General features: G+C 70.5%; 10 protein-coding genes and 1 pseudogene. 7 read left to right on the forward strand and 4 right to left on the reverse strand.

The features are described 5' to 3' along the window. The first annotated feature begins 18 nt into the window (after nt 1-18). From ssuE to ACFXC1_RS06585, 3 genes are read left to right on the forward strand one after another with little or no spacing between them, the layout of a single operon-like run. Nucleotides 19-573: an NADPH-dependent FMN reductase gene (gene ssuE / locus ACFXC1_RS06575; protein ID WP_381239702.1), complete on the forward strand. Its 555-nt coding sequence runs from the start codon at nt 19-21 to the stop codon at nt 571-573. Nucleotides 574-578: 5 nt separating this feature from the next. Further along, a complete protein-coding gene (locus ACFXC1_RS06580) occupies nt 579-1,787 on the forward strand; it encodes an SfnB family sulfur acquisition oxidoreductase (RefSeq protein WP_381239704.1) in 1,209 nt (402 codons plus the stop codon). Nucleotides 1,788-1,821: 34 nt separating this feature from the next. Next, the gene (locus ACFXC1_RS06585) at nt 1,822-2,964 is read left to right on the forward strand and encodes an LLM class flavin-dependent oxidoreductase (RefSeq protein ID WP_381239706.1); all 1,143 of its coding nucleotides are present in this window, start codon (nt 1,822-1,824) and stop codon (nt 2,962-2,964) included. An 80-nt stretch (nt 2,965-3,044) separates the two neighbouring features. On the opposite strand, the gene ACFXC1_RS06590 is transcribed toward ACFXC1_RS06585, so the two are convergent. From ACFXC1_RS06590 to ACFXC1_RS06605, 4 genes are all read right to left on the reverse strand, one after another. Continuing rightward, nucleotides 3,045-4,265 (reverse strand): GNAT family N-acetyltransferase, encoded by a 1,221-nt coding sequence (locus tag ACFXC1_RS06590; protein WP_381241107.1) that lies wholly within the window; start codon nt 4,263-4,265, stop codon nt 3,045-3,047. An 88-nt stretch (nt 4,266-4,353) separates the two neighbouring features. Then, nucleotides 4,354-5,382, reverse strand: a complete 1,029-nt coding sequence (locus tag ACFXC1_RS06595) for an acyl-CoA dehydrogenase family protein (protein WP_381239709.1) — start codon at nt 5,380-5,382, stop codon at nt 4,354-4,356. A gap of 94 nt (nt 5,383-5,476) precedes the next feature. Then, the gene (locus ACFXC1_RS06600) at nt 5,477-7,174 is read right to left on the reverse strand and encodes a purine-cytosine permease family protein (RefSeq protein ID WP_201048715.1); all 1,698 of its coding nucleotides are present in this window, start codon (nt 7,172-7,174) and stop codon (nt 5,477-5,479) included. 213 nt (nt 7,175-7,387) lie between these two features. Next, nucleotides 7,388-8,470 (reverse strand): substrate-binding domain-containing protein, encoded by a 1,083-nt coding sequence (locus ACFXC1_RS06605; RefSeq protein WP_381239711.1) that lies wholly within the window; start codon nt 8,468-8,470, stop codon nt 7,388-7,390. Between the two features lie 111 nt (nt 8,471-8,581). Between ACFXC1_RS06605 and ACFXC1_RS06610 the strand changes: the two genes are divergently transcribed. The 4 genes and pseudogenes from ACFXC1_RS06610 to ACFXC1_RS06625 form a co-directional block, all read left to right on the forward strand. Continuing rightward, complete coding sequence (locus ACFXC1_RS06610; RefSeq protein WP_381239713.1) at nt 8,582-9,058, forward strand: MarR family winged helix-turn-helix transcriptional regulator; 477 nt, start codon at nt 8,582-8,584, stop codon at nt 9,056-9,058. A gap of 92 nt (nt 9,059-9,150) precedes the next feature. Then, nucleotides 9,151-9,507, forward strand: a complete 357-nt coding sequence (locus ACFXC1_RS06615) for a YciI family protein (protein ID WP_381239716.1) — start codon at nt 9,151-9,153, stop codon at nt 9,505-9,507. Further along, nucleotides 9,507-10,703 (forward strand): RNA polymerase sigma factor, encoded by a 1,197-nt coding sequence (locus ACFXC1_RS06620; protein ID WP_381239718.1) that lies wholly within the window; start codon nt 9,507-9,509, stop codon nt 10,701-10,703. The genes ACFXC1_RS06615 and ACFXC1_RS06620 overlap by 1 nt, the downstream gene beginning before the upstream one ends. 106 nt (nt 10,704-10,809) lie before the next feature. Next, nucleotides 10,810-12,138: pseudogene (locus tag ACFXC1_RS06625) on the forward strand (aldehyde dehydrogenase family protein); the annotation flags it as partial. Between the last annotated feature and the right edge of the window lie 106 nt (nt 12,139-12,244).

Here is a 12,244-nt window from a genome sequence, read left to right on the forward strand (position 1 = left end):
GACCAGAAAAGAGGACCCATGGCCACCGTCCTGTCCGTCTCCGGCAGCCCCTCCGCCTCCTCCCGCACCAACCGGCTCCTGCGCCATCTGGACAAGCGGCTGATCGCCCAGGGGCACGAGGTGATCCCGCTCGACGTCCGCACCATCCCCGCCGAGGCCCTGCTCGGCGCGGACTTCCGCCACCCGGCGATCGTCGAGGCGACGGAACTCTTCGCCCTCGCCGACGGAGTGGTCGTCGGCACCCCCGTCTACAAGGCCTCCTACTCCGGAGTCCTCAAGGCGCTCCTCGACCTGCTCCCGCAGTACGCCCTCACCGGCAAGACCGTGCTGCCCCTCGCCACCGGCGGGTCCACCGCACATGTGCTGGCCATCGACTACGCGCTCCGCCCGGTGCTGAACTCCATGGGTGCCGCGCACATAGTCCAGGGCTGGTTCACCCTCGACAAGGACATCACCGCCCAGGAGGACGGCTCGCTCACTGTCGCCCCGGGCACCGCCGAGGCCCTCACCCAGGTGGTGGACCAGTTCTCGGCGGCCCTCGGCCGCACCCCGCTCCTGGCGGCGGCGAGCTGACCACCATGACCGACCCCGAGAGCACTGGCGGCACCGCACATGTGATCGCCGACGACGCCGAGGCCCTCGTCCTCGCCGCCGCACTCGCCGACGAGTTCCGCGCCGGAGCCTCCGCCCGAGACAGCGAACGCAGGCTCCCGCGCGCCGAGTTGGACCGGCTCTCGGACTCCGGGCTGCTCGCCGTCACCGTGCCCGCCGAGTACGGCGGCGCCGACGTGAGCTCTCAGACCCTCGCCGAGATCTTCCGCCTGCTCGGCTCCGCCGACGGCAGCCTCGCCCAGATCCCGCAGAGCCACTTCGCCTACGTCAATGTGATCCGCCGTCAGGGCACCCCGGACCAGCGGAAGTTCTTCTTCACCGAACTCCTCGCGGGCCGCCGCTTCGGCAACGCCCAGTCGGAGGCGGGCACCAAACACGTCCAGGACATCCGCACCCGGCTCACCCGCCGGCCCGACGGCTCGTACACACTGACCGGAGTCAAGCACTACTCCACCGGCGCCCTCTTCGCCGACTGGATCCCCGTCCTCGCCCGTACCGAGGACGACAATCTGCATGTCGCCTACGTCCCGAGCGACGCCGAGGGCGTCACGGTCGTCGACGACTGGGACGGAATGGGACAGCGCACGACGGCCAGCGGCACGGTCCGCCTGGAGGCGGTCTCCGTCCCGGCGGACCGGGTCCTGCCCCACCACCTCACCTTCGAAGGCCCCCAACTCCACGGCGCCGTCGCTCAGTTGCTGCACGCGGCCATCGACGCCGGAATCGCCGGGGGAGCGTTGGCCGAAGCGGCCGAGTTCGTCCGGACGAAGAGCCGCCCGTGGTTCGAGAGCGGGCTGGAGACCGCCGCCGCGGACCCGCTGCTGATCCAGCGGTTCGGTGAACTCGCCATCCAGACAAGGGCGTCCGAGGCCCTGCTGATCCAGGCGGCCCGGGCCGTGGACGCGGCGCGCGCCAATCTGACCGACGACTCGGCGGCGGAGGCGTCCATCGCGGTGGCGGCGGCCAAGGTGCACGCCGCGCAGACGGCCGTGGAGGTGGCGGGCGCCCTCTTCGAGGTGTCCGGCACCCGCTCGGCCCTCAACTCGCTGAACCTGCACCGGCATTGGCGCGACGCCCGCACCCACACGCTGCACGACCCGGCGCGCTGGAAGATCCAGCACATCGGCAGATACGTGCTCAACGGCACCCGGCCACCCCGCCACGGCCTCCTCTAACCCCCTTCAGGACAGTCCGGATCGGAGACCCCCTGTGTCCCTCACCTTCCACTGGTTCCTCCCCACCAACGGAGACAGCCGCCATGTCGTCGGCGGCGGTCACGGTACCCCCGCCACCGCCTCCGGACGGGACCGGCCGCCGACGGTCGCCTATCTGAGCCAGATCGCCCGCGCGGCCGAGGACCTGGGATTCGTGGGCGCCCTCACGCCCACCGGCGCCTGGTGCGAGGACGCGTGGCTGACCACCGCCATGGTCAGCCAGCACACCGAACGCCTGAAGTTCCTGGTCGCCTTCCGGCCCGGCTTCGTCTCGCCCACGCTCGCCGCGCAGATGGCGTCCACGTTCCAGCGGCAGACCGGCGGACGGCTGTTGCTCAACGTCGTCACCGGCGGCGAGAGCCACGAGCAGCGGGCCTACGGGGACTTCCTCGACAAGGACGACCGTTATCGCCGTACCGGCGAATTCCTGGAGATCGTGCGGGAGTTGTGGGACGGCAAGACCGTCGACCTGGCCGGCGAGCACCTGCGGGTCGAGGACGCGAAGCTGGCGCGGCTGCCGGAACCGGTGCCCGAGGTGTACTTCGGGGGATCGTCGCCGATCGCGGGCGAGATCGCGGCCAAGTACGTGGACGTGTACCTCACTTGGGGCGAGCCGCCGGCCCAGGTCGCCGACAAGATCGCATGGATCAGGGGGCTGGCCGCGAAGGAGAGACGGACGCTCCGCTTCGGTATCCGGCTGCACGTCATCACGCGTGACACGTCCGCCGAGGCCTGGGCCGAGGCGAACCGGCTGCTCGACGGGTTCGACGCCGAGACCGTGAAATCCGTACAGGCCGGGTTGGCCCGGAGCGAGTCCGAGGGGCAGCAGCGGATGCTGGCCCTGCACGGGGGCAGCCGGGACGGGCTGGAGATCCATCCCAACCTGTGGGCCGGGATCGGTCTGGTCCGGGGCGGGGCCGGGACGGCATTGGTCGGCAGCCACGAGGAGGTCGCCGAGCGGATCAAGGAGTACGCGGCGCTGGGGATCGAGGAGTTCGTGCTCTCGGGTTATCCGCATCTGGAGGAGGCGTACTGGTTCGGGGAAGGGGTGCTGCCGAGGCTGGCCGCCGAGGGAATCTGGCGGCACCCGGTCGGCGGGCAGCTGCCTGCTGAGGCACAGGTGCCGTTCGCCGGCTGAGCCGGGTGAGCCGAGTCGGGGCCGGGTGGCCGCCGAGCCGCAGGACGGCCCGGCTTCGCGCCCCCCGATGCCGGTCGCGGTCAGAACCAGTGCAGGCAGTGCGGGGAGCGATCGGACCGGAAGAGCGCGTCGGCGAGGGCGGGCGCGTCCGGACGGTGGGCCCGGATGTGTCCGGCCCGCACGAGCGTGCTCGGCGCGGTGCCGCCGAGGTAGACCGAGCCCAAGTCGCTGATGTCCATGGAGAGATCGGGCTCCCGGCCGGTGAGGACGCACTCGGCCTTGCCGTCCCGGACGGTCAGCAGATAGCGGCCGTGCTCGTCGAGGAACGGGTCGTCCACGTCGAGGACGAGCTCCCCGTCCGTCGACCAGCCGCGCTCGGTCAGGGCACGCGGGACGTCCAGCAGCCGTACCCAGAGCCAGTCGGTGTCGCCGCTCACCTCTCCCGCGCGGAAGTCCGCGAGCTGCCAGCGCAGCGGGTGGCCGGGCGGGAACTGCTTGAACACGACCTGACCGACCAGGTCGTGGCCGAGCACGAACCGGGCCAGCGCCGTGAAGACGGCGTCATCGGCGGCGATGGTCTCGTCCACGGTCAGGTTTCGGGAGTCGCCGAGCGCATAGCTGGCGTAGCCGTCCGGAACCCCGTCTGCGTCCCGGTGGACAGCGACATAACGAGGCTTCGGAGAGATCGGGGGCTGCCCCGCGCCCGCGGCCCACCAGCGGTGCGGCCGGGACAGCGCTCCGGGCTGTGCGCGGCGGTAGCGGTCGTAGACCTCCTCCAGGATCTCGCCGCACTCGGCACGAGGCAGCAGCTCGACCGAGCCGGACGCCGGGCCCGCGGCCGTGTCGCCCGCCCGGGGAACGGTGAGGGCGGCCCGGTGGCGCGGCACCGTCAGCCGCTGGGTGTAGGTCGCCGGTCCGTAGCCGAACCTGCGGTAGATCAGGGCCTCGGAGGCCAGCAGCACGGAGAGGGACTCGCCGCGGGCGCGCAGCTCGGTGAGCTGGTGGCGCATCATCGCGCTGAGCACACCCTGGCGTCGGTGCGAGGCCAGGACGCCGACGGCGGTCACCCCGCCGACCGGGACGAGGTTCTCACCGGGCAGAGTGAGCTCGAAGGAGTATGCGCCGGCGGTGCCGACGGGCCGGCCGTCCGCCGTCGTGGCGAGCAGACAGCGGTCCATCTCGAGCGCCGACCACCAGAGACCGCCGCCTTCGGTCGGCGATTCCCGGAAGTTTCCGAACGCGGCATGGAGTGTGTCGACGAAGACGTCGAGGTCCTCGTCGGTCGTGGGACGGATCTCCACCACTGTCGCTGCCTCCCCGGGGTAACGGCACCACGTCCCGTGATGCACCGCCACAGTGCAGCGTCGCTCCGTGACCGGGTCAAGCGAATTACGCGTCGGCCAGTGCTTTCAAGTGCGCCGCTCTCGACTCCGCCGTCTGGCCCTGGACCAGCAGGAACAGCGCCTCGCGCGCGAGGCGTTGGGCCCTGCTCGTCAAGGACAGGGATCTGCCGCCCCCGGCCACCACGGCCGCCGTCGTGGCCGTCATCAGCACCTCGTACGCCTGGGTCCTGAGAGCCAGCCGCTCGGCCAAGTGCTCGTGCGGTACCGGGTGTTCGGCCAGCGAGTAGGCCTGCTCGCGTACCTCGTCGAGGCGGGTGCGGAGCGGGTCGGCGGTGTCGTCGTCGAGCAGGGCGAGCGCCGCCGCGGCGACTCCGAACACCGCCGGTGACGCGTTCGTCGGCTTCGGGCGGTCCGCCCTCGCCCACTCCGCGTACGGCGCGCGCAGGGCCACCGCCTCCTCGGGGAGCCACAGGCCGTCCAGCTCCAGCGACACGGTCCGGGAAGCGGTAAGTGCCGCCAGCCGCATCGGAGTTGAGGGACGCAGGCCTGGCTGTTCCCGCGCCTCGGTGAACGCGAACAACGCCTCGTTCGCGTCCGTCACTCCCGCGAGCAGCATCACGTCGTTCAGGCCCCAGCCCGTGTACCAGGGCACCGTACCGTCGAAGCGCCAGCCTCCCCGCTCCCGCGACACCCGTACGGGGACGCGCGGGTACGCCCGCAGATGCGCGTACGCCACCCCGGACATCAGCTCACCTCGGGAGAGCGGGCCCAACAGCCTTTCCCGCACCGGCAGTTCGCTCTTCGCCAGCGTCATGACGGGCGTGTGGTGCTGGGTCTGCACGAACCACGTGGAGCAGCACGCCCCGGCCAGGATCTCCGCCGTCTCCCTCGCCACCGCGCCGGGTGCCGCCGAGCCGCCGTAGGCCACGGGGGCGCTCACGCCCAGCAGGCCGGACTGTTTGATCGCCTCGATGTGGGTCGCCGGGACGCCCTCCTGGTCGACCTGTTCGGCGTGCGGGGCGAGGAGGTCGTCCGCCAGTCGTCGGGCGCGGGTGACGAGAACGTGGGAGGTCATGCGGGTGATTCTCCCGATCGGCCGACCCGGCCACGCGCGACGCTCCGGCCCGTGTCGCGGGACGCGGGCCGGAGCGGTGGAGACGACGTGGCGGTCAGTCGGCCGAGCGGACGGCGGGCATCGCGAGGTCGACCGGGCCGGTCGCGCCGGGGCCGGTCTTGCAGGAGTCGTGGCAGTCCTTGTCCAGGCTGCAGCAGAGGGAGCAGATCGGGCCGGAGTGGAAGGGGCAGTTCGCCACGTCGGGGCGCTCGAAGGCCGTCGCGCAGACCGTGCAGGTCAGCTCCACGGCCGAGGGCAGCCCGTCGGGGCCGAGCAGCGGCTCCTCCAGGTCGTCGAGTCGGGCGATGTAGTACTTGCCCTTGGTGAGGTACGCGAACAGGGGCGAGAGCACCATCGCCAGGAACAGGGCGATGAAGGGGGAGTACGCCTTGCCGTAGTCGCCGAAGGCCTCGAAGTACGCGGCGATGGAGACGGCCGAGGCGATGAGCATCGAGCCGAAGCCGACCGGGTTGAAGTTGTACAGGTGGGCGCGCTTGAACTCGATGTAGGACGGGCTGAGTTTGAGCGGCTTGTTGATGACCAGGTCGGCGACGACCGCGCCGATCCAGGCGATCGCCACGTTGGAGTAGAAGCCGAGGACCGTGTTGAGGAAGCCGAAGACGCCGCCCTCCATCAGGGCCAGGGCGATGCCCACGTTGAGGAAGATGTAGACCACGCGGCCCGGGTGACGGTGTGTCAGACGGGAGAAGAAGTTCGACCAGGACAGCGAACCGGAGTACGCGTTCGTCGAGTTGATCTTTATCTGGGAGAGGATCACGAAGAACGTGGCCAGACCCAGGGCGACCGGAGCGGCGAAGGTCTTGAAGCCGTGCACGTACTGCTGGATGGGCTCGTTGGCCTTGGCCAGGCCCACGCTGCCGGCGATGTAGAAGGCGAGGAACGCGCCGCCCATCTGCTTCGCCGCACCGAGGATCACCCAGCCGGGTCCTGCGGAGAGCACCGCGCCCCACCACTTCTTCGCGTTCTGCGGGGTCTTGTCGGGCATGAAGCGCAGATAGTCGACCTGCTCACCGATCTGCGCGATCAGCGACAGGGCCACACCGGCGCCCGCGCCGACCCCGAGCATGCTGATGCTCGACCCGGTGGGGGAGTTGCCCGCGAAGTGGGTGAACTGCGAGAACTTGCCCGGCTCCTGGATCGCGATGGACACGAACGGCGCGACCATCAGCACCAGCCACACCGGCTGCGTCCACACCTGCATCTTGGAGAGCGCGGTCATGCCGTAGATGACCAGCGGCAGGATGATCAGGGAGCAGATCAAGTAGCCGACGGCCAGGGGGATGTGGAGACCCAGGTCGAGCGCCTGCGCCATGATCGAGCCCTCTAGCGCGAAGAAAATGAAGGTGAAGCTGGCGTAGATGACCGACGTGAGGGTCGAGCCGAGATAGCCGAAACCGGCGCCCCGGGTCAACAGGTCCATGTCGATCGAGTACTTGGCCGAGTAGTACGAGATCGGGATGCCGGTGAGGAAGATCGTCACCGCCGCCGCCAGGATCGCCACCATGGCGCTGGAGAAGCCGTTCGAGATCGCGATCGAGCCGCCGATGGCGAAGTCGGCGAGGTACGCGATGCCGCCGAGCGCGGTGGTGGCCACCACGTACGGCGTCCAGCGCCGGAAGGACTTCGGTGCGTAGCGCAGCGAGTAGTCCTCCAGCGTGTCGTTCTGCGCCCAGTCGTTGTAGGTCCGTCCGGCAGCCGTTGCCGGCGCCTCTTTGTCGACGATCTCCGTCACGACACTTCCCTCTTCCACGGGTGTGGGTCATCTCCCGGACGGCCCGGGGGAGTTGGACGGAAGAGTCACGCCGAATTGTTTCCCGACCGTTTCGGACGCTTTAAATGAGAGACCTTTCAAAATTCTTTTGGCGACGCGCGTAGATTTAATTGATGCTTCCTGTGGAAACTATTCCTGCGGGAAGGTAGCCTTGATCCTGGCAGGTGGGGGAGGTCAGAGTTGGGCGACGATGTCGAAGTCGAAGGCGTCCGCCCGCGCCAGATACAGCCGTTGGCGGAGGTGATTGCCGTGCAGACGCAGTACGCCTCTCGGTCCCTCGTAGGAAACCGTGCCGCCGAGCGCGCACATGGCGCCCACATCCAGCGATCGCGCCCGCTCGGCCAGCGCCGCCAGCAGCCGTACGCCTTCGAAGCACGACTCGCCGAGGCTGCCCACGACGGGTGCCTCCACGCCGAACCGGGCCGCGTAACGCCCGCTGAAATCAAGGCTTTCGGCGGTGGCGAGGGTCTCGAAGTAGCCGGCCGCCGCCCACAGTCCCTCGGTGGCCTCCGCGCCGGTGGCCAGCAGGATGTTCTCGTCCATGTGCGTGCTCAGCCGCAGGCAGCGCTGGTGCAGCCCATGGGCGGCGAACGCCCTGTTGAAGCGCGCCGCGTCGCCCCCGACCAGCAGCATCAGTACCGCGTCCGCCTCGCACCGCTCGACCCGGCGCAGGACCGGACCGAACTCGTACGTGCCCAAGGGAACGAAGACCTCGTCGCGCACCCGGCCGCCGCACTCCCGGGCGTAGTGGCGCGCGGCCCGTGCGGTGACGCGCGGCCACACATAGTCGTTGCCCACCGTGCACCAGCGCCGCGCACCCGTCTCCTCCGCCAACAGGCGCATGGCGGGCAGGAGTTGGGCCGCGTCGGTCTCACCGGTCAGGAACACGCCGGGCGTGCGCTCGCCGCCCTCGTACTGCGCGGTGTAGACGTACGGCACCCGGCCCGCGATGCGCGGCAGCAGCGCCTTGCGGACCGCGGAGGTGTGCCAGCCGACCACCGCGTCGACCGCGCGCATCGACACCAACACCTCGACCTCGGCGGCCACTTGCTCCGCCGGGCAGCCGCCGTCCACCACGATCAGCCGGACCTCGCGGCCCAACACCCCGCCGGTGGCGTTGAGTTCCTCGACGGCGAGCTGTGCGGCCAGTTCGCAGGACGGGCCGAAGACGCCTGCGGGACCTCGCAGCGGGACGACCAGCGCCACGACCAGAGTCCTGACCGGGCCGCTGATCCGCCCGGGCGGCAGGGAACGCACCAGACCACCTCCGTGAGGGCATGAGGGCACGGAAACCGGGCCCGGCCCCGGCGCCCTCGCAGAGGCTCGTAATCTGAACCGCACAGTAGACCTACCGGAAGGACAGCGGCAATGTCGTCCGTACCGTCGCCGGGCCTCGCCCACCTGCTGAGTCACGCCGAGCGGCGGATGGGCCTGCGCATGGCCGTCGTACTGGCCGAGGAGGACTGCTCGGTCGAGCAGTGGCGCGTCCTGTCGGTCATCGCGGACGGCAAGGGACATCCGATGACCGAGATCGCCGACCAGGTCCTGATGCCCGCGCCGAGCCTGACCAAGCTGGTGGACCGGATGGTCGCCGACAACCTCGTCTACCGCCGCCCCGACCGCGCCGACCGCCGTCGCGTCCTGCTCCACCTGACCGCCCGGGGCCGCACCCTCCACCAGCGTGCCGCGCACCGTCTCCTCACCGACCAGACCCGGCTGCTCGACGCGATAGACGACCACGGCGACCTCGTACGACTGCTGGCGCGGCTCACCGCGGCCCTGGACCAGGAGCCCGCGGAAGCGCCCACCGAGGAACCCGTGGAGAAAATCCTGCCGGTTTCCTGAGGCGCGCTGTCGATCCGGGAACACGGCGTTCGTGTAGGAGGTGAGAGATCCCCCCAGGGACTTCGAGAACCCCCTGCGCCATGGAGGACGCCATGCAGCACTACCTGCTCAGTGTGATCACGCCGACCGACGGACAGATGCCCTCCCCCGAGGAGATGGCGGAGATCCGCCGCAAGCTGGATGTTTTCCACGACGAGCTCCAGGCCGCCGGTGCCTGGGTCTTCGCCGGCGGACTGCACGGCCCGGAGACGGCCACCGTGTTGCGCCCCAAGGACGGAGACGTGCTGATCACGGACGGTCCGTACGCCGAGGGCAAGGAGTATCTGGGCGGCCTGTGCGTCATCAAGGCGGCCGACCTGGACGCGGCTCTGGAATGGGGCAGGCGGGCGACCTGGGCCACCACCCTGCCCGTGGAGGTGCGCCCCTTCATGAACACCTCCGAGGACTGATGGCGTTCGCCACCGATATCGAGGCCGTCTTCCGTGCCGAGTACGGGCGCGCGGTCTCTGTCCTGGTCCGCTTCCTCGGCGACATCGACCTCGCCGAGGAAGCGGTCCAGGACGCCTTCACCACGGCCGTACAGAAATGGCCGGAGACCGGTGTGCCGCCGAGTCCGGCCGGGTGGATCATCACGACCGCCCGCAACCGCGCGATCGACCGGCTGCGCCGCGAGTCCTCCCGGGAGGCCCGGCACGCCGAGGCCGCCCTGCTGCACGCGTCCGACGCGCCCGCCGAGGAGGGACCCGTGCGCGACGACCGGCTCCGCCTGATCTTCACCTGCTGCCACCCCGCGCTCGCCACCCAGGCACAGGTCGCGCTCACCCTGCGGCTGCTCGGCGGGCTCACCACCGCCCGGATCGCCCGTGCCTTTCTGGTGCCGGAACCGACGATGGCCCAGCGCCTGGTCCGCGCCAAGGCCAAGATCCGCGACGCGAAGATCCCGTACCGGGTGCCCCGCGACGCCGACCTCCCCGACCGGCTCAAGGGCGTCCTGGCCGTCGTCTACCTGATCTTCAACGAGGGCTACACCGGCTCGCCCGAACTGTGCGCCGAAGCCCTGCGCCTCGGCTGCCTCCTCTCCGAACTGATGCCGGACGAGCCCGAGGTCACCGGCCTGCTCGCGCTCATGCTGCTCGTCGAGTCGCGCCGGACCGCCCGGGAGGGCGCGAACCGCGAGCTGGTGCCCCTGCCCGAGCAGGACCGCGACCGCTGGGACCACGAGCTGATCGCCGACGGCCAGTCACTCGTCCGGCGGTGCCTGCGACTGAACAACCCCGGGCCTTACCAGATCCAGGCCGCGATCAACGCCGTGCACAGCGACGCGGCGACCGCGGACGCGACGGACTGGGGGCAGATCCTCCAGCTCTACGACCAGCTCATGGCCGTCGCGCCGAGCCCGGTCGTCGCCCTCAACCGGGCCGTCGCCGTCGCCGAGGTGGACGGACCGCGCAAGGCCCTCGACCTCGTGGACACGCTGGACCTCGACGACTACCACGTGTTTCACGCGGTGCGCGCCGATCTGCTGCGCCGGCTGGGCCGCCGCGCGGAGGCGGTCGCGGCGTACGAGGCGGCGCTCGCCCGGACGGAGAGCGCGGCGGAGCGCGGGTACCTGGAACGGCGTCGCCGGGAGCTCGTGCGGATGTGACAGCCATCACGTGGGAGGTGACCATGTTCCCACCGGAATTTTTCCCGGTGTATGAATGGTTGCTATATACACCTGTCCGTAGAGAACTCCCACGCACCAGCAGCGAGGCACCGTGAACCAGCCCAGCCCCGAGCAGCCCGCCGACATCGTGGCCCGCCTGCGCGCGACCTTCCGCACCGGCCGTACCAAGCCCGTGGAGTGGCGCACCGCCCAGCTCCGCCGCCTCCGCGACCTGCTCACGGAGCACGGCGACGACCTCGCCGCCGCCCTCCATGCCGACCTCGGCAAGAGCGCCGCCGAGTCCCAGCGCACCGAGATCGGCTTCACGATCCGCGAGATCGACCACACCCTCGACCACCTCGAGGAGTGGCTGCGGCCCGAGTCCGCCCCCGTACCGGCCCACCTCGGTACGGACGCGACCGCCTGGACGCAGTACGACCCGCTCGGTGTCGTCCTCGTGATCGCCCCCTGGAACTACCCGGTCCAGCTCCTGCTGACCCCGGTTGTCGGCGCGCTGGCCTCGGGCGACGCGGTGGTCCTCAAGCCCAGCGAGCTGGCCCCGGCCACCTCCGCCGCGATCGCCCGGCTGGTGCCCGCCTACCTCGACACCGACGCGGTCGCCGTCGTCGAGGGCGCGATCCCCGAGACCACGGCCCTGCTCGCCGAGCACTTCGACCACATCTTCTACACCGGCAACGGCGCCGTCGGCCGCATCGTCCTGCGCGCCGCCGCCGAGCACTTGACGCCGGTCGCCCTCGAACTCGGCGGCAAATCACCGGCGTTCGTCGACCGCGACGCCGATCTCTCCGTCGTCGCCGACCGGTTGGCGCGCGGAAAGTTCCTCAACGCCGGCCAGACCTGCGTCGCCCCCGACTACGTCCTGACCGACCCGGAGACAGCCGCCGCGCTCGAACCCCTCCTCGTGACCGCGGTGGAGAAGGTCTACGGCGCCGACCCGCAGACCTCCGGCGAGTACGGCCGGATCGTCAACGAACGCCACTTCGACCGGCTGGCCGGACTGCTCGACTCCGGCCGGGTCGTCGTCGGCGGACGCAGCGACCGCGACGACAAGTACATCGCGCCGACCGTGCTCGCCGACGTGGACCCGAAGGCGCCCGTCATGGCGGAGGAGATCTTCGGCCCGATCCTGCCGATCGTCACCGTCCCCGACGTCGACGCGGCGATCGACTTCATCAACGACCGCGACAAGCCCCTCGCCCTGTACGTCTTCACCGACTCCGACGACACCCGTGCCCGGATCGCCGCCGAGACCTCTTCGGGCGCCGTCGGCTACGGCCTCCCGCTCGCCCATCTCACCGTCTCCGACCTGCCGTTCGGCGGCGTGGGCGAGAGCGGTATGGGCAACTACCACGGCCGCTACTCGATCGAGACGTTCAGCCACCGCAAGGCGCTGCTGGAGAAGCCGCTGGCCTGACCCGCCACCCCTCCATGTATCACCGGGCCCGGTTGATATATCTCTCTGTGATTGTCTGGGTGAGTGAGGCGGGTGGCGTGGGGGGGGGTGACCGCGCGCGCCCCCC

The sequence above is a fragment of the Streptomyces hokutonensis genome, assembly GCF_042751305.1.
Taxonomy (GTDB): Bacteria; Actinomycetota; Actinomycetes; order Streptomycetales; family Streptomycetaceae; genus Streptomyces; species Streptomyces hokutonensis_A.